General features: G+C 37.4%; 22 protein-coding genes and 2 pseudogenes. 18 read left to right on the top strand and 6 right to left on the bottom strand.

Features of this window, described 5'->3' with window-relative positions; all coding sequences use genetic code 11:
* Positions 1-168 precede the first annotated feature (168 nt).
* From ACEE93_RS09005 to dhaM, 7 genes are all read left to right on the top strand, one after another.
* Positions 169-1926, top strand: coding sequence for a LytS/YhcK type 5TM receptor domain-containing protein (locus ACEE93_RS09005; protein WP_449155272.1), 1758 nt, complete (start codon positions 169-171; stop codon positions 1924-1926).
* A complete protein-coding gene (locus ACEE93_RS09000; RefSeq protein WP_449155273.1) occupies positions 1923-2648 on the top strand; it encodes a response regulator transcription factor LytR in 726 nt (241 codons plus the stop codon). The genes ACEE93_RS09005 and ACEE93_RS09000 overlap by 4 nt, the downstream gene beginning before the upstream one ends.
* Positions 2649-2827: 179 nt before the next feature.
* On the top strand, positions 2828-3256 hold the full coding sequence (lrgA, locus tag ACEE93_RS08995; protein ID WP_449155274.1) for an antiholin-like murein hydrolase modulator LrgA: 429 nt from the start codon (positions 2828-2830) through the stop codon (positions 3254-3256).
* Positions 3249-3950 (top strand): antiholin-like protein LrgB, encoded by a 702-nt coding sequence (gene lrgB, locus ACEE93_RS08990; RefSeq protein WP_449155275.1) that lies wholly within the window; start codon positions 3249-3251, stop codon positions 3948-3950. Before lrgA ends, lrgB begins: the two co-directional genes overlap by 8 nt.
* A gap of 164 nt (positions 3951-4114) precedes the next feature.
* Positions 4115-5083: a dihydroxyacetone kinase subunit DhaK gene (dhaK, locus tag ACEE93_RS08985; protein ID WP_449155276.1), complete on the top strand. Its 969-nt coding sequence runs from the start codon at positions 4115-4117 to the stop codon at positions 5081-5083.
* 12 nt (positions 5084-5095) lie between these two features.
* Positions 5096-5671, top strand: a complete 576-nt coding sequence (gene dhaL / locus ACEE93_RS08980) for a dihydroxyacetone kinase subunit DhaL (protein WP_449155277.1) — start codon at positions 5096-5098, stop codon at positions 5669-5671.
* Position 5672: 1 nt separating this feature from the next.
* Positions 5673-6029, top strand: a complete 357-nt coding sequence (gene dhaM, locus ACEE93_RS08975) for a dihydroxyacetone kinase phosphoryl donor subunit DhaM (protein WP_449155278.1) — start codon at positions 5673-5675, stop codon at positions 6027-6029.
* A 169-nt stretch (positions 6030-6198) separates the two neighbouring features.
* Here dhaM and ACEE93_RS08970 read toward each other — a convergent pair whose 3' ends face one another.
* From ACEE93_RS08970 to ACEE93_RS08960, 3 genes and pseudogenes are all read right to left on the bottom strand, one after another.
* The gene (locus ACEE93_RS08970; RefSeq protein ID WP_449156514.1) at positions 6199-6639 is read right to left on the bottom strand and encodes a hypothetical protein; all 441 of its coding nucleotides are present in this window, start codon (positions 6637-6639) and stop codon (positions 6199-6201) included.
* A 496-nt stretch (positions 6640-7135) separates the two neighbouring features.
* Positions 7136-7323: pseudogene (locus ACEE93_RS08965) on the bottom strand (hypothetical protein).
* Positions 7324-7681: 358 nt separating this feature from the next.
* Positions 7682-8026: a zinc ribbon domain-containing protein YjdM gene (locus ACEE93_RS08960; RefSeq protein ID WP_449155280.1), complete on the bottom strand. Its 345-nt coding sequence runs from the start codon at positions 8024-8026 to the stop codon at positions 7682-7684.
* A gap of 184 nt (positions 8027-8210) precedes the next feature.
* Here ACEE93_RS08960 and ACEE93_RS08955 point away from each other — a divergent pair, with 184 nt between their 5' ends.
* The gene (locus ACEE93_RS08955; RefSeq protein WP_449155281.1) at positions 8211-9587 is read left to right on the top strand and encodes an NAD-dependent succinate-semialdehyde dehydrogenase; all 1377 of its coding nucleotides are present in this window, start codon (positions 8211-8213) and stop codon (positions 9585-9587) included.
* A 226-nt stretch (positions 9588-9813) separates the two neighbouring features.
* Positions 9814-11979 (top strand): hypothetical protein, encoded by a 2166-nt coding sequence (locus ACEE93_RS08950; RefSeq protein ID WP_449156513.1) that lies wholly within the window; start codon positions 9814-9816, stop codon positions 11977-11979.
* Between the two features lie 55 nt (positions 11980-12034).
* On the opposite strand, the gene ACEE93_RS08945 is transcribed toward ACEE93_RS08950, so the two are convergent.
* Positions 12035-14197: an amidase domain-containing protein gene (locus tag ACEE93_RS08945; protein ID WP_449155283.1), complete on the bottom strand. Its 2163-nt coding sequence runs from the start codon at positions 14195-14197 to the stop codon at positions 12035-12037.
* Between the two features lie 331 nt (positions 14198-14528).
* Between ACEE93_RS08945 and ACEE93_RS08940 the strand changes: the two genes are divergently transcribed.
* The 3 genes from ACEE93_RS08940 to ACEE93_RS08930 all read left to right on the top strand — a co-directional run bounded on the left by ACEE93_RS08940 (position 14529) and on the right by ACEE93_RS08930 (position 18547).
* Entirely contained in the window at positions 14529-17384 is a 2856-nt protein-coding gene (locus ACEE93_RS08940) for a YhgE/Pip family protein (protein WP_449155284.1), read from the top strand.
* 148 nt (positions 17385-17532) lie between these two features.
* Positions 17533-18159, top strand: a complete 627-nt coding sequence (locus tag ACEE93_RS08935) for a class I SAM-dependent methyltransferase (RefSeq protein WP_449155341.1) — start codon at positions 17533-17535, stop codon at positions 18157-18159.
* A 58-nt stretch (positions 18160-18217) separates the two neighbouring features.
* The gene (locus ACEE93_RS08930; protein WP_449155285.1) at positions 18218-18547 is read left to right on the top strand and encodes a DUF2200 domain-containing protein; all 330 of its coding nucleotides are present in this window, start codon (positions 18218-18220) and stop codon (positions 18545-18547) included.
* A 964-nt stretch (positions 18548-19511) separates the two neighbouring features.
* Here the strand turns inward: ACEE93_RS08930 and ACEE93_RS08925 are convergent.
* Together ACEE93_RS08925 and ACEE93_RS08920 are read right to left on the bottom strand one after the other, a co-directional pair.
* Positions 19512-20003: a hypothetical protein gene (locus ACEE93_RS08925; RefSeq protein WP_449155286.1), complete on the bottom strand. Its 492-nt coding sequence runs from the start codon at positions 20001-20003 to the stop codon at positions 19512-19514.
* Between the two features lie 203 nt (positions 20004-20206).
* On the bottom strand, positions 20207-20404 hold the full coding sequence (locus ACEE93_RS08920) for a YozE family protein (protein ID WP_449156512.1): 198 nt from the start codon (positions 20402-20404) through the stop codon (positions 20207-20209).
* A 124-nt stretch (positions 20405-20528) separates the two neighbouring features.
* Between ACEE93_RS08920 and ACEE93_RS08915 the strand changes: the two are divergent.
* The 6 genes and pseudogenes from ACEE93_RS08915 to ACEE93_RS08890 all read left to right on the top strand — a co-directional run bounded on the left by ACEE93_RS08915 (position 20529) and on the right by ACEE93_RS08890 (position 26151).
* A pseudogene (locus ACEE93_RS08915) lies at positions 20529-21250 on the top strand (epoxyqueuosine reductase QueH).
* Between the two features lie 90 nt (positions 21251-21340).
* Positions 21341-22828: a nickel ABC transporter substrate-binding protein gene (gene nikA, locus ACEE93_RS08910; RefSeq protein WP_449156511.1), complete on the top strand. Its 1488-nt coding sequence runs from the start codon at positions 21341-21343 to the stop codon at positions 22826-22828.
* Positions 22818-23807 carry a nickel ABC transporter permease gene (nikB, locus tag ACEE93_RS08905; RefSeq protein ID WP_449155289.1) on the top strand — a complete coding sequence of 330 codons (990 nt, stop codon included), beginning with the start codon at positions 22818-22820 and terminating at the stop codon, positions 23805-23807. The genes nikA and nikB overlap by 11 nt, the downstream gene beginning before the upstream one ends.
* Complete coding sequence (gene nikC / locus ACEE93_RS08900; protein ID WP_449155290.1) at positions 23804-24628, top strand: nickel transporter permease; 825 nt, start codon at positions 23804-23806, stop codon at positions 24626-24628. Before nikB ends, nikC begins: the two co-directional genes overlap by 4 nt.
* A complete protein-coding gene (locus ACEE93_RS08895; protein ID WP_449155291.1) occupies positions 24621-25397 on the top strand; it encodes an ATP-binding cassette domain-containing protein in 777 nt (258 codons plus the stop codon). Before nikC ends, ACEE93_RS08895 begins: the two co-directional genes overlap by 8 nt.
* Positions 25390-26151, top strand: coding sequence for an ABC transporter ATP-binding protein (locus ACEE93_RS08890; protein ID WP_449155292.1), 762 nt, complete (start codon positions 25390-25392; stop codon positions 26149-26151). Before ACEE93_RS08895 ends, ACEE93_RS08890 begins: the two co-directional genes overlap by 8 nt.
* The last annotated feature ends 82 nt before the right edge of the window (positions 26152-26233 follow it).

Genomic DNA, 26233 nt, shown 5'->3' with positions numbered 1-26233 from the left:
GTACAATGACCGGTTTTTCTTGTGTGACGTTATCATTGTTAGTTGCTACATGTTGTTGCCTATAATGTATAGCGCCTATTATGTATATCATTCAATGTGATAAAATAAAAGTGATTATATTGTTGTATTACTATAAGTTGAAGTAGAAAGAACTTAGAAGGTGCCGATATGTTTAATTTAACGATTTTATTATTAGAGCGTGTAGGTTTGATTATTATTTTGGCTTATTTGTTAATGAATTTAAGTCATTTTAAGAAAGTGATGAACCAACGTGATAAGTGGCGGTCAAAATGGCAGCTATGCATTATATTTTGTTTATTTGCGATTATGTCGAATTTTACTGGAATTGTCATTCATCATGGCGACATTTTATCGAGTAAAATTTACTTCCAACTTGATGATGATGTATCACTGGCGAATACACGCGTGTTAACGATTAGTGTTGCAGGATTAGTAGGTGGCCCATTCGTGGGCGCGGTTGTAGGCATTGTGTCTGGTATCTTTCGCTTTTATATGGGAGGTGCAGAGGCCTATACTTATTTAGTTTCTTCCTTATTTATCGGTTTAATCGCTGGCTATTTCGGCCAACACTTTCGTCGCTTTCAACAACGTTATCCTTCAGTCGGTGTGAGTGCATTAATTGGTGCGTCGATGGAAGTGTTACAAATGCTGTGTATTTACTTTTTAGCACAAGATAAAGCGCACGCGACGGATTTATTGCAACTGATTGCGTTACCGATGATTATCGTCAATAGTACAGGTACAGCGATTTTTATGTCCATTATTATCTCAACATTAAAGCACGAAGAACGTATGCGCGCGGTACAAACACATGATGTATTACAGATTACGAATCAAACGTTACCTTACTTTAAAGAAGGGTTAAATGAACATTCTGCTCAACATGTGGCGATGATTATTAAAGATCTTATGAAAGTCTCGGCCGTTTCGATTACAAGTGGGCGCGATATTTTAGCGCATGTCGGTGCGGGAAGTGATCACCATGTACCCAAAAAAGAAATTGTGACGCATTTATCGAAAGAAGTCATGCAAACAGGTGAGTTAAAAGAAGTACATACTAAAGAAGAGATAGGGTGCCCTCATGCTAATTGTCCGTTACATGCGGCCATTGTGATTCCTCTAAAGGCACATAAAACAGTGATTGGGACATTAAAAATGTATTTTACGGATCCGAATGATTTAACCTTTGTAGAACGTCAATTGGCGGAAGGCTTAGCCAAGATTTTTGGTAGTCAAATTGAATTGGGAGAAGCGGAAATGCAAGGGAAGCTATTAAAAGATGCTGAGATTAAATCCTTACAAGCTCAAGTGAATCCGCACTTTTTCTTTAATGCGATTAATACCATTTCAGCCCTGGTTAGAATAGATAGTGAAAAGGCACGTGAACTGTTATTAGAATTGAGCCATTTTTTTAGATCGAATTTACAAGGGTCTCGTCAAAATAAAATTACTTTAGAAAAAGAGTTAGGCCAAGTGTCTGCTTACTTATCTCTTGAACAAGCGCGCTTTCCAGGCCGTTTTAATGTCACATTTGATGTGCCAGAGCGATATATGAATGCATTTGTTCCACCCTTTTTAATTCAAATTCTAGTTGAAAATGCGGTCAAACACGCCTTTGCCAAACGCAAAAAAGAGAATCAAATTGTGGTTTCAGTGCAGGATACGGAGGCGGGTTTAAAAGTGGCTGTTCAAGATAATGGGCACGGTATTCCCACTGAAAAGTTAAAACTGCTTGGCGAACAAGCAGTAGAGTCTGAATCGGGAACAGGCAGTGCGCTTGAAAATTTAAATTTGAGATTAAAAGGATTATTTGGCAATGCCGCCAAATTGCATTTTGAATCTAATCCAACTGGAACGATCGTATGGTGCCATTTACCACATAAGAAAGAAGAGGTGTCGGGATGAAGGTATTAATTGTAGATGATGAACCACTTGCGCGTAATGAGTTGATGTATTTACTGAATCGAATTGGTGGGTTTGATACTATTGATGAAGCTGAAAATGTCTCGGAAACGTTAGAAGCATTGTTAATTGGAGAATACGATATCGTTTTCTTAGATATTAATTTAACAGATGACAATGGAGTGGAATTAGGACGCAAAATTCAAAAGATGAAGTCACCGCCTGCTATTATTTTTGCGACAGCTCACGATCAGTATGCTGTGCAAGCTTTTGAACTTAATGCGACAGACTACGTACTCAAACCTTTTGAGGAATCACGCATTAAACAAGCGGTTGATAAAGTCACTGCGATGCAACGTGAAGATAAAGAGACGACAAACGCAGCATCTTCCATCGAACAAGCGCTGCCGATTGAGATTGACGACAGAATTCATATGTTGAGTCAAAGTGACATTATTGGCTTTAGTGTAAATCAAGGTGTGACCACAATATTTACGACGCACGGAGACTACGAAGTGCTTGAGCCGCTTAGTACGTATGAAAAGAAACTCAACCCACAGCGTTTTTTACGCATTCATCGTGCACATATTATTAACAAACAACATATTCAAGCAGTTGAACATTGGTTTAATTACACATTGAGAGTGACACTGACGAATGAGATTAAAATGCAAGTGAGTCGTTCATATATGAAACAATTTAAACAGGCAATCGGGTTAACGTAATGGCTGCTTGATACGCTTTATTCAAAGGATACAGGCCTTGAATAGAGCGTATTTTTTTATGTCCTTCTTCATTTTGTGCATGTCACCTATCAATTTTTGCATTTCGGCGTGAAAATGCTTTATAAATGCGTTTTCATATTAAACTATAAGTAATTAATAAGTCTTAGGAGGACAGGGAAATGAGAGAGAAAAAAGAAAAAACATATGGCTTCTTGCATCAAGTATTAGTCATGTCACTCATACTATTTGTATCAAAAATAATTGAGTCGTTTATGCCAATACCGATGCCTGCATCAGTGATTGGACTCGTATTGTTATTTGTCTTGTTATGTACAGGGGTTGTGAAATTAGGACAAGTTGAAACAGTAGGTACAGCACTTACAAATAATATTGGATTTTTATTCGTACCTGCCGGCATTTCTGTAGTAAATTCTTTAGGTATTTTAAGTCAAAGTCCATTTCTCATTATTGCATTGATTATTATTTCAACACTTTTATTACTTATATGTACAGGATTTATATCTCAAATGATTATGAAATTGTCACCGAAAAAGACAGAAACATCTACTCAAACTAAACGCATGAAAGGAGCCCAATCACATGGTTAATCATCTTGCATTAGACACACCCTATTTCGGGATTTTGTTATCGGTTATTCCGTTTTTAATTGCAACGTACTTATTTAAAAAGACGAATGGATTCTTCTTATTTGCGCCATTATTTGTAGCGATGGTAGTGGGTGTAGCTTTTCTATATTTTACAGGCATACCTTACGAAAACTATAAAATTGGTGGGGACATCATTAACTTTTTCTTAGAACCTGCAACGATTGCTTTTGCGATTCCACTATATAAAAAGCGCGACGTCCTTGTTAAACATTGGCACCGTATCCTTGGTGGTATAGGTTTAGGGACTATAGTGGCTTTAATTGCGATATTCTTTATTGCTAAAGCCCTACAATTTGGCGATCAAATTATTGCATCAATGTTACCACAAGCAGCTACAACAGCTATTGCCTTACCAGTATCAGAAGGGATTGATGGCGTGAAAGAGCTGACCTCTTTAGCTGTTATTTTAAATGCGGTTATTATTTACGCGCTAGGTAATAAATTATTGAAATTCTTCCATATTGAAAACCCGATTGCAAGAGGATTAGCATTAGGTACAAGTGGTCACACTTTAGGGGCTGCAGCTGCAAAAGAGTTAGGACCAACTGAGGAATCAATGGCGAGCATCGCGATTGTACTTGTAGGTGTAGTAGTAGTGGCTGTCGTACCAATACTCGCAACCGTCTTCTTTTAAAATTTATATGTAATAAGATAATAGGAAAGGTTTGGACACACAGCTGCAACGTGTGGTCCGAGCCTTTTCTCTTTTTAAATGAAAGTCTGAGATAAAAAAGATATAATAAATGTAATATTAGTTTGAAGTTTATTACCTGAATTTTCGAAAAGTTGGTGAAAATGATGAAAAAGTTAATTCAACATAAGCAAGATTTTCTAAAAGATATGTTAGAAGGGATGCAGTACGCCAACCCAGCTATTGAAGTCATTCACGATACGATTGTCGTGCGTCAGACGAAAAAACAATCTGGTGTCGCACTTGTATCAGGTGGTGGCAGTGGTCACGAGCCTGCTCATGCCGGTTATGTGGCAGAGGGCATGCTAGACGCTGCGGTGTGTGGTGAAGTATTCACCTCTCCAACCCCAGATAAAATTTTAGAAGCGATTAAAGCAGTCGACACAGGCGAGGGTGTGTTATTGATTGTTAAAAATTACGCTGGCGATGTTATGAATTTTGAAATGGCTCAAGAGATGGCACAAATGGAAGGCATCGACGTTGAGACAGTCGTTGTAAAAGACGATATTGCTATAGAAGAGATACAACAACGTCGCGGTGTCGCAGGAACAGTTTTTGTTCATAAATATGCGGGTTACCTTGCTGATCAAGGAACATCGCTTTCTACGATACAGTCGAAAGTGTTAACGTTTATCGAGGGTATACGGACAATAGGCATGGCATTAACACCACCTATGGTACCCACCACTGGTCAATATGGTTTTGATATTGATGAGACAGAGATGGAGATTGGTATAGGTATTCATGGTGAAAAGGGGTTAAAACGGCTGCCGATTGAACCCATTCAGAGTATTTCAGATCGACTAATTGAATTACTGAGTGAAGAAGTAAAAGAAGCGTCAGTCATCGTCATGGTTAATGGGATGGGTGCTACACCACTTTCGGAATTAAATATCACAACGAAATATGTCGATCAATCCTTAAAAGCGCAAGGGAAAACAGTGCAATCATGGTTTGTGGGCGATTATATGACTGCTTTAGATATGCAAGGTTTTTCAATTACGTTAGTCCCTTATCAAGAAGAAGTTCAAAAAGCATTAAATGCACCAACAACGAGTCATTATTTTACAAAATAGAGGGTGAAACTTATGGATAAAGCAACACTTAAACAACGATTATTACAATTAAAAACAACATTTCAAGAGCAAGAAGAGACGTTAACCGAACTTGACCGTGCAATTGGAGACGGTGATCATGGCGTTAACATGAAACGTGGTTTTGAAGCATTAGCAGAGAAAATAGATGGTCGTTCAATTGCCTCCTTGTTGAAATCCACGGGCATGACCCTGATGTCTAATATTGGTGGCGCCTCAGGGCCTTTATATGGATTTAGTTTTGTCAAAATGTCTCAAGTGGTCAATGAAGAGATTGATCATGACACTTTAGTAGAAATGTTAACTGCTTTTGCTGAAGCGGTGGCACAACGTGGAAAAGTAGAACTTAATGAAAAAACAATGTATGACGTGATTGAAAGCGCGCGACAAGCGATTGCAAATGGTGAGACAGTAACGTTAGATAGATTACAAGGTTTCGCAAATGATACGAAAGAGATGGTGGCTACCAAAGGACGTGCAGCATACTTTAAAGAAGATTCAAAAGGTTACATTGATCCAGGTGCTCAAAGTAGTGTTTATATTTTAAATGCATTGATTGGAGAGGATTAGAATGACAGCCATTGTAATTGTAAGTCACAGTGAAGCCATTGCGACAGGGACAAAAGCCTTATTGAACCAAATGGCCCAAGGGGTGGAAGTGATTGCTGTAGGCGGCAGTCAGGGTGAGATTGGTACTTCGTTTGATGACATTTCGGAAGTGATTAATCACCTTGAGACAGATGCACTTTGCTTTTTTGATATTGGTTCTTCGGAAATGAATTTGGATATGGCTATTGAAATGTATCCAGGTGAATATCGAGTAGAAAAGGTCACTGCGCCTATTGTAGAAGGTAGCTTTGTGGCGAGTGTAGCATTATCCACCGGCAAAAGTTTTAATGAAGCTATTGCAGCTACCAATGATATTTAAAGCTAGAAAATATCTCGAAACTGAGAGCGCATCATAGCTACTTGATTTCTCTTTTTTAGTCAAGTTTTTTTAATCATTAAAATCAGATATATCAAGGGGTTAAGGGTAACTATCTCAAATCGAAATAGTTACCCTTATTATCAAGATAAGAAGAAACTCGTTTCAAAATCTAAAAGAAATTAACAATTTCTGTGAATAGTAAATAAGCAGAATACACAGTACCAGCAATATCAAAAATCTTAAAAAGCGTATCGGCAAAAGAAGCTTTACCACTAGAGGTTCTGAAAGCATAAATAGCACCAACTACAAAGCAAGTCATAGCACCACAAATTAAAATGGCAAATATAAATTTCAGAACAAAAAATTCATAATCTACAAAATACAAAGATAAGAAAATCATTCCAACTCCACCAGTAAAATAGCAATACCTCTTATAGCCTTCTTCACTCAACTCAACAAGTAGTCCTAAGAATCCAAATATTAAACACGGAAAACCTATCCAAACCCAACCTCCACCACCAAACATAAACCAAAAAAAGCCAAAAATAATACAAAAAGTTGCTATAGCATATCCAACTAAACCATTACTCTTATTTTCCAATGAAATCATCCCTCATTCTTTTATTTTTAATTATTATACACCTTAAAAACTTTTATTTGACGGTAACTTAAAGAATTTTTATCTCTTAGACAGAAAAAAACAGGATTTCGAAAGAACATAATATTATGGGCAAATTTAAAGCTTTGATCACTCAGTGGTTAAAGCTCTTTTTTTATAAAAGAATAGTTTGCTCTGCTGATTGCTATATTAATAAAACCAGAGTAAAAACTAGGAGGAATACAGATGACTGTAACAGTTATGCTAAGTAATATATGTATATGTATCATTGCCCAATATCTCTACGAACAAATAAAAAATAATAAGTAAAAAACATCTAATTACTTTATTCCAATTGCTTTATTGACAATGAGCCTCTGAACCCTTAACAAACCTAAAACTTGTCGAATCGTCGTCTTAATAGCTCAAGCTATGCCGACATTCGTCTTCAAGTTTAGTTAAGGGTTCTTCTCAACATCAATAAATTTTCTCGGCATAAATGTATGATCTATTTTTCTGAAGATTTCTTAAAAATACCAATAATCCAAAAAATAAAAAACACACTAACATACCAAAAAGAAATCCATCTAAAAGTTTGAAAGTTAATTTTTCAGGTGTTGGAAGTAAATAATCCATTGTACAACGAAGCATAATTGCTAATACTAACGCTTTTAAAAAGTAATTAATCCTATTCACCTATTTCACTCCTTTTTAAAAATTTTATCACAAGAACTATTTAAAATTTAAAGAAGTTTTTAAAGATTTATGGGTAAATCATATAATTTTATCATCTAAAACCGTATATAACTCTTAAAACACAAATATGAGCGAATAAATATATGCTATTTAAAAACTTGAGTTTGGCGCTTGATTTTGCTCTTAAGGAAAGGTTCGCCTGCTCGCTATTTCTACTTCTATTGCTCCCCAAATTAGAATAATCCGGTTTCGTGCTGCAAAACTCTCAACAAAATGAGACGCTTCACTAAAACCAGAGAACGGTTTTAGTTCAGCGCTCGATTTTGCTCGAGTTCTGAACGCAGCACTCCACACTTTTTTATATTTTTTTGACGAGGTTGGATTTTAGGCCGATTTGGCCGAAGCCTGGTATTTTACAGTCAATGTCGTGACCGTCGTCGGGATCAACGATTTTAATGTTTTTAACTTTTGTACCTTGTTTGATGGCGTTGGAGGATCCTTTGACTTTTAAGTCACGAATGACAGTGATGGTATCCCCGTCTTGAAGTGCATTGCCATTTGCATCGCGTACAATAGCGGCTTCGTTTGCTTCGTCGATTGATGCTTGAGTCCATTCATAGCCGCATATTGGACAAACGAAAGATGTGCCATCTTCATAAGTATATTCTGAGTCACATTGTGGACAATTTGGTACTGTTGCCATGTATGATTAACCTACTTTCATGAGTCATTACCTTATAATGTAGCACATAATTTAGGAAATGTATCTATGTTAACGTTTAAATTTGCTCGAAAAAAGGAATTATAAAACTAATATTGATAGAGCACACTGCATTTTCACACAGCTTGAAAAGTGACTGCTTATGATTAGAAAAGGGGATAGGACAATGTCAAAATTAGAAGTGATGAATCCATCAACAGAAGAGGTTATTGATACATTATCATTTGATACAAAAGCGGAAATGGAAGACAAAATTGAACGCGCGTATGAGGCGTTCCAATCTTGGAAAGAAGTGGATGCGCATGAACGTTCTCGACTATTGTGGGCATGGTCGTCATTAATCAAGGAACACCGTGACGAGTTAGCGCGCTTAATTACACTTGAAGGCGGTAAGCCATTTGCTGAGGCACAAGGAGAAGTGGATTACGCTGTTTCTTATGTTGACTGGTATGCTGAAGAAGCCAAACGTACTTATGGACGCACGATCCCAGCAAATACACCGGATAAAAAGATTCTCGTCGATAAGTTTCCAGTTGGTGTAGTGGGTGCGATAACACCTTGGAACTTCCCGGCTGCTATGATTACTCGAAAAATGGCGCCAGCCCTTGCTGCGGGATGTACGATTGTTTGTAAACCAGCGACACAAACGCCATTAACGACTATTCGTCTTGTGGAATTAGCGCATGAAGCAGGTATACCTAAAGCAGCGATTTCATATGTGATTGCTAGCGGAAAAGATGCTGGTGAATTATTTACAGACCACCCTCATGTTCATAAAATTACTTTTACAGGATCAACGGGCGTAGGCAAGCAATTAATTGCTCAAGCTTCTGAACATGTTAAAAATGTCACAATGGAATTAGGCGGCTTAGCTCCATTGATTGTTCATAAAGATGCAGATATTGAAGTGGCAGTTGATCAAACAATTGCATCAAAATTTAGAAATGCTGGTCAAACTTGTATTTGCGCAAACCGTATTTATGTTCATGAAGACATTGCAGAAGACTACGAACAACGACTGATCGAAAAAGTCCATGCACTTAAAGTAGGAGATGGATTTGAAGAAGATGTAAAGGTTGGACCACTCATTAATGAGGCCGCTGTAGAGAAAGTGTTAGATCACATTGAGGATGCTACAAAACATGGCGGTACATTATCTCGTTCAATGGAAGACATTAAAGTCGGTGGTCATTTCTTAAAACCAGTAGTTATTACACAAGCGAATCAAGATATGAAAGCCATGCATGAAGAAACATTTGGTCCGATTGCACCGGTTATGAGATATCGTGATTTAGATGAAGCAATTGGTTACGCAAATGATACAGAATTTGGTTTAGCAGCTTATTTCTTCACAAATGATTACCGTACAGGTCTTTATATCTATAACCATTTAGATTATGGCGTGATTGGATGGAATGATGGTGGTCCATCTGCAGCACATGCGCCATTTGGTGGTATGAAAGAAAGTGGTTACGGTCGTGAAGGTGCTATTGAGGGTATTGAGCCTTATTTAGAAACAAAATATTTATCTATCGGTCAATAATAAGATGAAACAAGAGGTTGGGTCATAGGCATTGAGATTGTTCTGCGATGCATGAGTAAGTGTGCGTTATGTTGATGACCTATCCTCTTCGTTTTTTGATAGGAGATATGTATTCACATTATACGTAACGAGGTTTATAATAAAGGGGTATTAAGATGAAAGGATGGAGGACATGCCGTATAAATTTTTCTCGCGACATGGGCACATGTTATATAAAGTGACCCTTATGACGACAGCAGCAACGCTATTAACAGGCACATTAATGCATCATGATACCGATACCTCTATAGCTGCTGAAGAGGATAATACAACAGAAGAAAATACAGCTAACAATAATACAGCTGAACAACCATCAGAAGAAAAAGATGTTAGAGCATTATCTGACGAAGCAGAAGGTAAAATAAACGAACTGGACTATCTAAATACGGATTATAAAAATTCATTTTTAGAATTATTGCGCCTTAATGACCATTCTGAAACAGGTATTGAAGATGTATTACAAGCTGCTGAAGACGCTAATGAAACCGCTAAAAAAGAATCTACTGATAATGATCGTAGACCGGTAGTAGATGCGATTGACCAACAAATTGATGAAATGTATCAAAAGGTTGATATGCCTCAACAAAAAGAACAACGAGATACGTTAACAGTTGGCAAAGATCAAGACAACAAATCTAACACAGAAGAATCTAATACTACAGAATCAAGTGAAACGAGCAATAACACTGATGAATCATCTTCAAGTGACAGTACGAGTGATGATGGAAAAGACGATTTTGATAAAATTTTAGATAAGATTGATTCACTCAATAATTTCCTAGGTAATGATAATCCTGTTAATACAAATGAAAACAATAGTACAGCTACAAACGAACAACCTACAAATGAAAGTGATGCTTATGTCTCTCCATCAAAAGGTGAAGAAGATGTTTCAACTGAGGAATCAACTTCGACTGAAGCGCAATCTGACAATAGCACTGCTCCAGCTCAAAATGACTCAGATGATTCAGGCAATGGTGGAGGCAGTAACGATTCAGAAAGTGACGATAATGCATCATCTGAAGACAAAGAATCAACACCAAGCGCGCCTGATATGTCTACTGACGACAAAACACCGCATCAAGAAGAACAATCCGCAATTAATGAAATTGCAGGTAAAGATCCAGAAGACTTATCAGAAAACCGCGATACCACTTCAAAAATTCAACAGGTGATTACAGATGTAGCTGATCGACAAAGTAAAGATCAAGACTATACAGAACTTAAACGTAATGCATTGAGTGATTTGAGTAACTTAACGCAAGACAGTTCACAATTAAGTGATGATCAAAAACAACAATTACAAGATAGTATTAAAGAAGTTTCTACACAATTAGATGATCAAAATAATGTCATTGTGGATCATTTAAAAAATACAGACGATAAACGTCAGGCAACTAAAACGATATTCGAACAATTATTTAATGAAAATGAAGCGTCAAAACGTCTCGATAATATCGATTTCGACAATCAAAATGATCAGCAACTTGCTAATCAAATTCAACGTGAAGTAGGCCAACTTCAAGGTATAACTGGTGATTCAGTGCTTGATGGCATGTTGAACAATACTTCTAACCAAGCTGGTTTAATTCAAGCAATACTAGCTTCTCGATATAATACGGATAAAGCCAAATCATTAGCGGATACGATCATGGAAGGTCATCCAGATAATGAAACGGTAATTGAACGTTTGAAATCACACTTTACAAGTGATGGAAAGGCCTCAAGTGATGATATTTTAAAATCTTTACTTAATAATTCGGATCATAAAAAAGATATTATTAAAGCCATTTTAGGTAGTAAATTAAGTCCAGAAAATGCGGACTTCCTAACAGACCGTTTAGCGGATGATATTCAATCTGGTCGAGACTTGTTAGGATTGGTACGTGGTGAGTTAGATGACAAAGCGAATACATTGTTAGCGCTACGTGGTAATATCGCTCAAGCACGTGATAAAGCGTCTGATCGATTAAGTCAAATTTTCTCACCTTTAAAAGGATTACCTAGTTTAGATTTACCAAGTCGTTCAAATTCCCTTAATTTACCATCAACAAGTACAAATGATAAACTAATGGATCGCTTAAATAGTGGTAGCCGTTTATTAGGTGGCAGCAATGGTTTATTCCAAAATGACTTTGCGCCAAAACCGAATATTGACCCATATGAACTGATTGGTCGAGATACAACGAGTGGCGGCTTATTAGATGGCTTGTTTGATGATAAAGGCAATTTTCAATTACCTGACACGGGTACTGTTGCGAAATATTCTTGGGTACCAATTGGTGTGGTAGTTGTTATTGTTGGTGTGCTATTCATTTGGAAATCACGTAAAAAACATAAACATTCTTCATAAGAAATAGAAAAAAGCAGAAATAGGCCGTCCTATTTCTGCTTTCTTTATGTGTGAATTAAGATTCACCTTCGATATAATCAAGAGATTGTGCCGCTTCTTTATCGATTGTGCGGTATGAGATGACGCCTAATCCTTTAACATTAGATTCTGACACCACAATTGAACCGTCATCATTTACTTTTTCGACAAAGGCTACGTGACCGTAATATGGATCTGCACCTGATTCACCAGGTTCAAATACAGCAACGGTTTGTTCGCTTGGTTCGTTAGAGACAGAATAGCCTTTTTCTAAAGCAGAACGTGTCCAATCTTTAGCATCGCCCATATCTCCTGCAATAGTTAAATCGAACTGTTTCATGCGATGGTATACATACCAAGTACATTGTCCGAATGGGTAAGGAGAGTCACCTGAAACTGAGAAAGGTTTAAAGTCTCCTGTGTCTTCTGTTGTTACACCTGAGTCGTCCTCCTCTGTTAGTAACTCAGGCATTTCTTTGTCATCAAATCGATCAAGGTCATACGTTTCGATTAATGATTTTAACTTTTTATCATAAGATGGGTCAGTCGCATAAGTCCCTACAAGTGCTGAGGCAGCTGAGCGATAACTTAAACTTTCACTTTTCCAAGTGCCTTTATAGATATCAGGATCGCCATCAATACCATTTTTAATTAAACGAGCGTAGTCATTGAGTGATGCTTTCGTATCCGGATATTTTCGGAAAGACGCGTTGATTTGAAACATGTTACGTCCATCTGATTCTAATGTATCAAAATCAGTCGATTGCCCTTCATAGGCACCTTTCATACCAAATAAATTGTAATTAGGTGCTTGAGACAGTGCACTGCGACCTGAATCAGATTCAAGGATAGCTTGTGCAATCATAATAGATGCATAAATATCGTTTTGTTGACCGATGTCGTGGGCATCTTCAGCAATCGAATTAATAAATTCACGCGTTGACTGATTTGGTACAGCGTGCAGCTCTGATTGATCATTACTGTCAGTGCTTGGTGATTCCTGGAAAAGCGTCGTTTGTCTCAACGCATTACTTTGTGCGTTATCTGTTGAGAATGATTGTTTTGGTGCTTGTGCTTCAGAACGTGTTAATGTGCTAGAATCAGGGATCTGAGGGTTACTTGAAGTCGTCTCATCTGAGTCTACTTCAGGTGTGTCTGAAACATTAGCTTCATCATTCTCGTCTTTATTTTGTTTTAAATAATCATTGTGCGTTTGACGTGCTGATTCACTATATTGATTTAATAAAGCATCAATAGATGTTTCTCCTTCAGAAGATGATGCACTGTCATTAGTATGCTCTTCAGATGTTGATGTATCTGTTTGATCGTTAGCTGATTCGTTATCAGGTTCTGTCTCCTCAAAGTCGTTGTTTGTATTTTCTTGACTATTAGATGCTTCAGTTGAGGCTTCTTCAGATGGCATTTCTGGTGTAGTGTTGTTTTCTGAAGAAGGATCCTCAGTTGTAGGTTGCGTATTGTCTTGCTCGTCAGTATTCATTGGGTCTTCAGTTGAGTTTGTTGTATCTTCACGGTTAGTACTGTCTTTATATTCATTTAAAAGTGCATTTAAATTATCAAGAAAATTACGATCATCGGGTGTGCTAGGATTATATGAAGATGATGCAGAGCCTTCTAATGAATTCTCTTCTGTATGCTCTTCAGGTGAAGTTGAATTTTCTGTTGATGGTGTCTCTGTAGAGGACGCATTCGTTTCTGAGGCGTCTTCCATTCCTTCATTTTCATTTGATCCTTCAGTCGATTCATCTGATTGCGGTGCGTTACTTGTGTCAGATTCAGATGGTGCAAAAAGACGATCTAGCAACGATGAACGCGATGTTGATGAAGGTAATTTAAACGGTGCAAACAAGTCATATTGATAAGAAGGGGTGTCAAATTGAGACGCCGACGCATGATCTTTTTCCTCATCTGATTTTGAGTCATCTTCTTTTTGACTTGATGAAGCATCCTCTTGTGTTGGTTCATCCTTTTTCTCTTTTTGTTGATCTTCTTTGGCTGCATCCTCTGTATTTTTTTCTTTTTTAGTTGTTGAAGCGTCTTCTTTAGATGTGTTGTCACGTTCTGTTTGATCGGCTTCTTGTTGCGTTGTTGATTCGGTGGCTGCTTGTGTAATGTTCAATGTTAAAGGTGGTAATAATAGTGCAGTTGTTAAGGCGCCTACCACAATGTATTTCGGCTTCAAAATACCCCTCCTGTATAATAGTAATAATAAAATAATCTGGGCATAAAATATGATTGCTTTTGTCCTATCTCGTGGTGAATATCTCTACCTTGAGGCTATACAAAATAACGATGACCCTGATATACTATGTAAAGTCGTCTTATAATGTTGATAAGTATCAACTAAAAAAGGTGACGGGATTTTTAATGAATATATTAGCAGTTTACATTAAAATATAAGAAGAATAAAGACCCATGATTTAAAATAGAGAGAGTGTCTATCAATTTGTTCGTCATTAAGCAAGTTGATAAGTTAAAGTAGGATAGTAAGTAATGGAGTTGAGGTGAAAAATATGAAAAATGCCATCAAATTATTTCTGATGGATATTAAACGAACGGCTAAGACACCCGCAGCTTTAGTTTTAGTAATTGGTCTGATGATCTTGCCCTCATTTTATGCGTGGTTTAACTTAGCAGCAACTTGGGACCCACCTTCAAATACGGACCAAATTAAAATTGCGGTTGTTAATGAAGATGATGGGGACACTGTTAATGATAAAGAGATTAATGTGGGTGACGATATAGAGGATGAAATACGGAAAGATGATAATTTTGATTGGCGGTTTATGAGTCGTGAAAAGGCCGATCAAGAGTTACATATGGGCAGAGTCTATGCTGCCATTTATCTTCCTAAAGACTTTACCCATGAGATCACGGGGACATTAAGAAAAGACCCTCAACAAGCCAAAGTATTATACAAGGTCAATCAAAAGCTTAACGCTATTGTACCTGGTATGACTGAAGCGGGAACAAGCGCTCTTGTGTCAAAAGCCAATGATACATTTAATGAAACGGTGACGGGCGTATTATTCGATAAAGCCAACGAACTCGGTTTATCGTTAGAAGATCAAATTCCTGCATACGACAAATTGCGAGATGGCGTTTTTCGAGCACAAGATGCCTTGCCAAATATCGAACGTTTCCGTCAAGCGATTATCAATTTAAATAACAACCAAGATCAATTGGATGAAAAGGCCGATCAGTTTAGAAACCTTGAAAACTATAAAGACGAAGCTGTGAATGCATTAGAGCGTTTGAATCAATTAAATGCAAGTGTTCCTGCTATCAATGAACGGGCACAACTTGTGGTGTCATTAGATCGTATGATGCCAAACATTGAACGTGCTTTACAAACAGTTCATCAAGCGAAAAAAGATCGTATCGCCTTTATCAATGATGGGGTAGACTTAGCTATTGCGGGTACCCAAAAAGGGTTACAAGACTTAAATGATGCGAGTGAGCGTTTACCAGTCATTGAAGCACGTGTGAACGCATTTGGCGAAGTGATTGATCGTGCACAAACAGCAAACAATGATTTTGCGAATGCTTTGAATAACAATCAAACGACAAATAATGCCGTTCAAACAACACCTCAAAGCAGTCAAGGTACAGACTATAAGGTAACGCCTTTAAGTACATCTAATGATGTTAACTTAGACCCATTACCAGATGGACGCGTGATTACTGAAGAAGATGCCAATGCAATGACATCCGCTTATTCTAGTGCATTAGAAGGCGTCAATAGTGCTGCAAAATCACAAGTTGAAGCGGCACAAAAAGACATTAAAGCGGCTGAAAACATCAGTTATGGTGTTATGGGTGCGAGTCAACCTGATTCATTTAAACAACCACTAACACACATTATTACGCGTATGAATCATACAAGTAAGTTTTTACGTGACTATCGCGACTTTTTAGATCAAGTTGAGCAACAAGAAGGTATTGATTTAACAGATGCTCAACAAAAATTGCGTAATTCGCAAGATGATATTTCACAAGTGACAAAACGTTTAAATGCATTAAATGATGCGATTACTTCTGGTAATTCAGGAGAAAGAGAAGCGATAGATGTTGTGAAAGGGCTAGATGATATTTCTTCACGCTTTAATGCGACGGGAGAAGTGATTAAAAATGATATTCGAAATGCATTGTTAAATGTATCAGATGGTGTGGCGACTGCGCTTAATAATGGCGAAGCGACAATCGATACAGTTCAAACTAAATTACAAGGTGTTCAAAATATCATTCGTCTAGGTCAAACGTTATTGTCAGAAGGTAATGAGCGCTTGACTCAACTAAGCGATACGTTACCAGCGATTGAGTCAGCGTATATTAGTGCGATGGATGCAGCAGAAGACTACTTCCCAGTGATTAGAGATAAAGTGTCTCGTGCTTCTGATTTTGTACAAAATGATTTACCGGCATTAGAATCACGATTAAACTCAGCTACTGAAACAGCAAATGAAAAGTTACCAGAAGCATTTAACCGCTATGATCAGATGCGTCAGTTATTAGATAACAATCAAGATCGAGCAAAACAAGCATTGAGTAACTTAGCTGATTTTGCGCAAAATGAAATGCCGAATGTTGAAGATAATATACAAAAAGCCGATGATGTATTCCAAGAATTGGAAGACAATAATACATTAGAAGAACTGATTGATCTCTTACAAAATGACTTAAAAGAACAGGCAGACGTTATTGCTAATCCGATTGATATTCAGTCAGAAAACGTCTTTCCAGTTAAAAATAACGGCTCAGCAAGTGCGCCATTCTATACGGCGTTATCCATTTGGGTTGGTGCATTATTACTTGTAAGTTTATTAACAGTAGATAACAAACACGAATCACTGCAACCTTATTTAACGATTCGACAAACTTATTTAGGTAAGATGGGATTATTCTTAATGATTAATATCATACAAGCTATTGTGGTATCGTCTGGTGATATTCTTATCTTCCATGCAGACGTAGAGTCGATACCGTTATTTATCGGAATATGTGCTTATTCCGCAGTGATATTTACATCGATTGTTTATACACTCGTATCAATATTTGGTAACCCAGGTAAGGCGATGGCCATTATTTACCTTATTTTACAAATTGCTGGTGGTGGCGGTACGTACCCAGTAGAAATCACACCGAAATTTTTCCAAACAATTCATCCGTTCTTACCATTCTCTTACAGTATCGATGCCTTACGTGAGGCAGTAGGAGGACCAGTACCAGAAATTTTAGTATCTAAACTGCTGATTCTAGGTATATTCGGAATTGTCTTCTTCTTAATTGGATTAATTGGTAAACCATTGATTGATCCATTTACAAGAAAAGTTACAAAGAAAGCCGAGCAAAGTAAGATCGTAGAATAATATTTGAGAAGCGGGAGAAAGCTTATTGATTTAAGTGTTTCTTCCGCTTTATTTATTTAGAAATTCATTTTATTTGAAGACTCAAGAAATTAGTTTATAATACATATCGAAAAACTAAGAAATAAAAGGGGTTATTTCAGTGGAATTTATGAATGTATTTAAAGAATGGGCAGACGTCTATGATGATACAGTATTTAATCAAGGCGAAGATAATGAGTATCAAGATGTGTTCGCAGGGTACGAGTCAATGTTAAATAACGCTGTTTCAAACGCATCAGGACGCATATTAGAAATAGGAGCTGGCACAGGAAATTTAACACAACGCCTTAAAGCAGCACATGATTCAGTCATAGCGATTGATCCATCAGAAGAAATGCGTACTATCGCCAATTATAAATTAGGGGAAACAGTCTATGATGGTCACTTTTTATCGATCCCAAGTGAAGGACCTTTTGATACTATCATCTCTACCTTTGCATTTCATCATTTAACAGACGAGATGAAACAACAAGCCTTTGAATACATGAAGTTATTTTTATCAAATGAAGGTAAAATTGTAATGATTGATACCGTATTTGATTCTCCAACGACAAAACAACAATTTGTGGAAAAATATACAGCACTTGGCCATTTAAATTTAGTTGAGGATTTAAATACAGAATATTATACTTATGTTGAAGAAATTAATCGCATGGTAGAATCATTGAATGGCAAAGTTCAATGGGATAAACAAAATGACTTTGCGAAATTAATGGTGATTCAATTTAACGAATAAAATCATTTTATAATTAACAATAGGGAGGTTATGTCCTATCGCACATCAAATTCAAACAATGGCTTTTTCAAAAGTATATCCAAGCTATGTAAATAAAGCAGAAAAGAAAGGCCGTACAAAAGAAGAAGTCGATGAAATTATTCGTTGGCACACAGGGTATACACAAGAGGAACTTGAGGAACAATTAGATAAAGAAAACACATTTGAGACATTCTTTGATGAGGCACCAGAACTCAATCCTAACCGTCATTTAATCAAAGGCGTCGTCTGCGGTGTCAAAGTACAAGAGATTGAAGACCCACTCATGAAAGAAATTCGTTACTTAGACAAAATGATCGATGAACTAGCCAAAGGAAAAGCAATGGAAAAAATCTTACGAACACAATAAAGTGCGGAAGAAAGCGGGTTGGCCCCGAGCAAAATCGATCACTGAATTCAAACTGTTAGTTTTAAATGGTTTCGTTATTGCTCGCGTTCCTACAGGCCTCGCTCGAACTAATCAAACCTTCATTAAAAATTTAAGGAAAAATCAAGGTTCACCTACTCACTAACGTTCGTATGTGTAAGGATGACATAATTCACTTTGCTCATAAGTCATCCTTTAGGATTTCTCACTTCGGCGTAATCTGTCAGGAGTCTCGCAACCGAAACCATTTAAAATAATTGCTCAGTAACATAGAGAAACATTTGAGTGGTTATGGTGCACTTTTGATTTCGAGGTGCTTTCCACTGATTGCCACCTTAGCCGAGACTTCTTTGGCATAGAGAGGAACGCCTATTCACTTGCGTTCATATGCATACTGATCACTAACTCACATTTGTTCGAAGTGCTCAGTAAAGCGAGGCGTAGAGGTGCAATCAGTATTTTTAAACGCCTGATCCTCATAAGTCATCCTTTAGGAGGCTTGCAATCGACACCTTATTCGATATCTTTTTGGTACAACGATGAAACTAAAGTAACAGTATAATTGAAAAATGTTAACTATAGAGTGATATTTTGTTATTATAAAGAAAATATTAATTAGGTCGTGAATTATGGTTCGTTTAAAAAATGTCGATTGGAAATTGTATTTTTCTTTATTATTAATTTTTGGAGTAATCATTGTGCTGTCTGTAGTATTTTTACCTAGTGAATATAGATACTTAGCGTTTATTTGGGTATTCTTTTTTTGGGGTGTCTACCATTATTTAAGTTATAGAAAAAAGAAGCGCGAAGAAGGTAGCTAATATACGATTGCTAGAATTGCTTTTGTTGTTGCAATAATCAAATCAGGACTAATGGTCATCCTTTAAAAGAAAGGCTAAGATGCTCACGGTTATGTGTGAGACATCTTAGCCTTTTATGGTATGTGTTAATTGTCATTCGAATTGCTTGAGTTGTTTGTGTTATTTGAAGTGTTTTGTGTATTAGAGCGGGATGTATTTTGTGATGATGTTGATTCTGCAGAAGGTTGCTCACTTTGTTGTGTTGATTTAGGTTGTTCGTTTGAAGCTGGTTGCTGAGTCGATGGCTGTTGTGATTTTTCTTGAGATTGTTGTGTTGATGGTTGTTGTTGTGATCGTGGTGCCTGCTGTGGTGCCTGCTGTGGTGCTTGTTGTGTATAATTGTTCGGTGTATATTGCGATTCTGTTGATTGTTGATACGTATTAGCTGCAGGCGCCTCGTATGTTTCTTCTGATGATGGTACTGCTTCCTCAGAGGAAGGCTTTTCTTTTTTCGTTGTCTCTGATTTTGGTGCTTCCTTTTGAAAGGGAACCTTATCTTGAGTTAATGCTAAAACTGAAAAATAAATAAGACCAATGACAAGTAAACTGATTACGCCGATAATAAGACCTTTTTTCATCTTAGTGTACTCCTTCGTTGATATATTTATAAAATGGGATACCGCTTATAAGGGTGTAAATGTTTGGTATTTTTTATTCTCAAAGTCTATTTAATGTATGTAGGCGGTCGGAACAAACTATTTTGGCTTCCCCCAAAACATTTGCCCCAACCCTCACCTATACAGAGGTTGATTATAAGTTATATAAGTGAGATTTGGCTCGGTTAAGCTGATCCAAATTGCATGTAAATTGCAATCGCTCGTTTGACATCAGCTACGCTAAAATGGCCGCTTCTACATGACTCATGAAAATATGCTAGAATTTCATTGGATGTACACATATCTTTAGGAAATTCAGCATCTGAGTGAATGTACCGAGCCAAATCACCTAATAATGTATCATCACCAATGTATATCTGCATAAAATCATAGAAGTTCAAATAACTCTCACCTCTTTGACGAGCTAGGCCATATTATACCACAATATAAGTGAGGAATATATGATATAGTTAGTAAGAACAACATATGGGAGAAATGAGGGCTATCATGATTCAAGCAGAAAGTATACTAACTAAAATGAAAAACCAAAAAATTAATTACGACAAAGTGTTACGTAAAATGATTATGAATTGGGAAAGAGAAGGGGCACGTCCGTCCATTTTATTACATAGTTGTTGTGCACCATGTAGTACGTACACACTAGAATTTTTAACTGAGTACGCTGATATTGCGATTTATTTTGCGAATCCAAATATTCATCCTAAAAATGAATATTTACGACGCGCTCGTGTGCAAGAACAGTTTGTTGAAGCGTTTAATCAACGTAATGGCACGAATGTAAAATATATCGAAGCACCTTATCGTCCGCATGAATTTATGAAAATGGCTAAATCTCGTGGTCTAACAGAAGAACCAGAGGGTGGCGCACGATGTACAGCGTGTTTTGGTATGCGACTGGAAATGGTGGCCGAAGCAGCTGTAGAATTGGGATATGATTATTTTGGTAGTGCGATTACACTGTCACCCAAGAAAAATGCGCAGTTAATTAATGAAATTGGTCTCGACGTGCAACAACTATATGATGTGAATTATTTACCTAGTGATTTTAAGAAAAATAAAGGATATGAACGTTCTATTACAATGTGTAATGATTACAACATTTTTCGTCAATGTTATTGCGGTTGCGTTTTGCAGCACAGCAACAAGGCATTGATTTTAAGACAATTAATCAACAAGCAAAGGCATTTTTAGAAAAAGATAAAATATAAATTTTTGAAGTTTTTTGTTAGGTTCGCCTAATATAGATGTGCTAGAATGATTGATATTAGATAAATATATAGAGAGAAGGCGTTTATAGTATGAATTGGAAACATGGGTTAGCTGTGGTTGCAACCAGTTCTGTTATTTTAGCGAGTTGCGGTACACCTTCTGCCTCAAATGACAAAGTGTTAGATATTGAGTTACCGCTTAAAACAACATCCATTGCTCCATATGAAACGGATGTGCCAGTCCAATCAGGTGCACTTGAATCTTTATTTAAAGTGTCAGATGATGGCGAGGTTGAACCTTTATTAGTTGATGATTACGATCAAGTATCTCCTCAAGAACTCAAATTTACCGTTAAAGATGATATTACATTCCAAAATGGTGAAAAGTTAACAGGGGACAAAGTTAAAAAAAGTTTAGACTATGCTTTGAAAAACAGTGATTTAGTCAACGCAACATTGCCAATTGATCAGATTACTGCAGATGGTCAAGATGTCACGATTACAACGACTGAACCTTACCCTGAATTAACGTCAGAGTTGGCAAGTCCATTTGCGGCGATTTTTGATGTCGATGCAGATACTGATGTAGATTCTGAACCAATCGGCACAGGTCCATACCAAATTAAAGATTATAAACAATCTCAAAAAGTTGAGCTTACACGTTACGATGATTACTGGCAAGGTGAACCTGCTTTAGATGGTGTCAATGTAACGTATCAAGAAGACGGTAACACACGCGTGAGTGACCTTGAATCTGGTAAAGCAGATCTTATTACAGATGTACCAGTGACAAGTGTAGATAAAATAGAAGATAATGATCAAACTAAGACTTCACGTGTACCAGGCTATCGTACACAGTTAGTCGTTTATAATCAAGACAGCGATAAAATGACTAAAGAGGTACGTGAGGCAATGGATGCGATTATTGACCGCAAAGGTATTGCAGAACAAGTATCCAATGGCTATGCTCGTCCAGCCACAGGCCCATTTAATGATTCATTAGATTTTGTTGAACAAAAAGATGTGCCTAAACAAGATATTAAAAAAGCGAAACAATTAATGGAAGATGCTGGTTATTCAGAAGATAAACCACTTAAAATTCAATTGGTCTCTTATGATGGTCGTCCAGAATTACCAAGAATTGCTCAAGTCATCCAATCAGATGCTAAAAAAGCACATATTGATATCGATATTCGCAATGTAGACGATATTGAAGGTTACTTAGAAGACCGTTCTCAATGGGATGCAACAATGTATAGCTTTGGTACCTTTCCACGTGGAGATGCAGGTTACTTCTTTAACCAAGCATATGATCCAGATGGTGCGGTCAACAAAGGTAATTACAGCAATAGCACAGTTACAAAAATGATCGAGCAATTAAATCAATCAATTGATCAAAATAAACGCGAAGATTTATCAAATGACATTGTAGATGAAGCTGCAAAAGATACTCCAAATAGCTATATTACGTATAATGATACGATTGACGCCTTGAATAGTAACGTTTCTAACTTTAAAGCTACACCAGAAGGTATTTATCTTATCGATTATAAAGTTGGAATGAAAGATGAAAATTAAGCGTTTAATCGGGTCGCTTATTCAAATGGTGGTCGTGTTGTGGATACTCTCGACCATCACTTTTATTTTAATGAAGTTAACACCCGGAGACCCAGTTAATGCGATTTTAGATGTTGGAGAATCCAATGTATCTCGAACGGCGATTAATGAAACGAGAGATGCAATGGGATTTAACGATTCTATTTTCCAACAATATATTCAATGGTTAGGTCAAATCGTAAGGCTAGATTTTGGCACAAGTTATCAAACGGGAGAGCCTGTGCTTAAAGAGTTATTATTTTATGCACCACCTACTTTGATGATTGCTGGATTAACGATTGTGGTTGTCATAGTTGTCGCACTGCCATTAGGTGTGATCGCTGCGTGGTATTATCAACGTCCATTTGATCAAATCATTCGCGTGGTTACTTCTGCTACTGTGAGTATTCCCTCATTCTTTTTAGGGATCATTTTAATTTATCTTTTTTCAGTGCAGTTTAATGTATTACCATCATCAGGGTTTGAAACGCCATTTCATCTTGTGTTGCCCGTGATCGCAATGAGCATCGGCATGTGTGCATATTATGTTAGATTGATGCGGTCGAATGTGGTTGATTTATATCGTAGTCCAGAAGTTGAAGCCTCAAGATTACGTGGTATGTCTGAACGCTATATTTTCTTTTATGACATTTTGAAACCCGCTTTAATTCCTATTGTGACCATACTAGGAATGGCGATTGGTAGTTTAATTGGCGGGACTGTAGTTATTGAAAACTTGTTTGGCATCCCAGGTATTGGTCAGTTCCTTGTTGATAGTATTCGAGCTCGAGACTATCCGGTCGTTCAAGGTGTGGTATTAATGATCGGGGTCTTCGTGATTATCGCCAACTTCCTGAGTGATTTAATTGTATTATGGTTAGATCCTGAACAAAGATATGCGAAACGTCGCCGTTCGATGGCACGTGCTAAAGCTTCCGATCGTGAGGTGATGCGCTCATGATGACACGTTTAAAACGCCTACCGGTAATGGTTTGGATTTGTATCGTTTATATTGCAGTCATTGTCATTGCGCAATTGTTTGTCTCGCAACAAGATGCTCTCGAGGTACATCTTGGCGAAACATTATTACCGATGAGTGCCGCGCATTGGCTCGGTACAGATGACTATGGACGTGATTTATTTGCCCGTATTGTCATTGGGGCGCGTTACACGTTAATTGTCAGCTTACTGACTTTATTGGTGACGATTGTCATCGGTGTGCCTATTGGTCTAATCGCCGGCTATTTTAAAGGGCGTATTGACCGGATTATTATGAGAATTGTAGATATTGGGTTGAGTATTCCAGAATTTGTATTGATGATTGCGATGGCTAGTTTTTTAAAGCCAAGTATATGGAATTTAGTGATTGCGATGACTTTATTACGTTGGATGACCTTCACTAGAATGACACGAACGATTGTGAGTGGTGTCCGCGATAAAGATTATATTCGCATGGCCAAACATTTTAATGTACCAACGATTAAAATTATGGTGAAACATATCTTACCACATGTCTTACCATCACTTATTGTCATTATGACAGTGGATTTTGGAAAGATTATTTTATATATTTCTTCTCTATCATTTTTAGGTTTAGGTGCACAACCACCTTCACCAGAGTGGGGTGCGATGTTAGATGCGGGTCGAGATTATATGACGACACACCCAGTTATGCTGATTGCACCAGCCTTTATGATTACTATCACCATTTTAATCTTCCAATTAACCGGAGATACATTGCGCGATCGATTTGCGAAAGAAGGGCGTGATTTAAATGAATGAGTTATTGAGTGTTAAAAATTTAAATATTTATAGTCCTTCTCACCATTTAATACATGGTATCGATCTTAAGCTATTCCAAAATAAAGTAAATGTCTTGATTGGGGAAAGTGGTTCCGGTAAAAGTGTTACAGCCAAATCACTATTACAAGCGTTGCCTTCCAATTTAACGGTAAGTTATGATACTTTTTGTTTTAATGGTCAAGATGTAACCTCCATCAAGTCGTTACTTGGCCGTCATATTGGATATATTTCGCAAGATTACACGCATAGCTTTAATGCGCATATTTCAATTGGTAAGCAATTGATTGCGATTTATCGCCAGCATTATGCTGTTTCTAAACAACAGGCTAAAGCCAAAGTGCAACAAGCATTAGGGTGGGTCGGTTTGGACCATATTGATATGATGAAACGGTACCGATTCTCCCTATCTGGTGGGCAATTAGAGCGTGTGCTCATTGCAAGTGTCATGATGTTAGATCCCTCATTAATTATTGCGGATGAGCCCACTGCGGCACTTGATGTGGTCACAGGATATCAAATGATGGATTTATTGCATCATTTAGCTGATAAACATGAGGTAACGTTACTCATCATTACGCATAATTTAACGCATGTGTTGCAATTTAGCGATTATATTTATGTACTTCGAGAAGGCCATATTGTAGATGAAGGATCAAAAGCATTATTACAGCGTGATGATGTGAGTGACTACACGCGCGAACTCTTTCAGCGCAGAAGCCAGTTAAAAAGAGGTGATGCCCATGCTTAACGTTTCATCCGTGCGATTTAGTTATGAACAAATGTTAATTTTAGATGATGTGTCATTAACGATAGAGCCCGGTGAAATAGTTGGGATTGTCGGAAAAAGTGGCTCTGGTAAATCCACTTTAGGACGATTGATTTTAGGAGAATTAGTCCCTGATCAAGGGCATATTAAAAATACCTTTCAATTAACCTTGCCCATTTTTCAACATGCCAGTTACGCGTTTAATCCGAAACGTTCACTGCAATCTTCATTAGATGAAGCGGCACATTATAGCGCGCAACAAGAAGCGGATATTAAGGCGTATCGTGATGAATTAATGACCCAAATGAAAGTCCCTCAACACCTTTTATCAAAACGCCCGAATCAAGTCAGTGGTGGCCAATTACAACGATTAAACGTCATACGGACCTTGATGTTAAAACCAGATTTATTAATATGCGATGAAGTTACTGCAAACTTAGACGTCATGGCAGAAGCAAAAATGACAGAACAATTTCAACGCTACGCCAGTGAAGCAGGCAAAACAATGATTGTCATCTCACATGACATTGCCTTTTTACAAAACATAGCCCATCGCATCCTCGTCATGGATCAAGGCCAATTAGTCGACGACTTCCCAATAGAAAATCTATTCAACACCACACGACACCCAGCCACCCAACAACTCTTAGACATATATGACCACCAAAGTGCGGACAATTACGTACACTTCGAATACAATGAGATTAGTGTACGTTATGCATGCGAACGAAAGTGAGCAGGCGAACCTTTGATTAAGAGCAAAATCGCCCAGGAAGCGGAATTAGAAACACTTCGAACGCAAGTGAGTTAGTGTATGT

This window comes from Staphylococcus sp. 11262D007BW (assembly GCF_053547815.1).
Note: the sequence above shows the minus strand (reverse complement) of the source record. Positions and strands in the feature narration are given on the sequence as shown.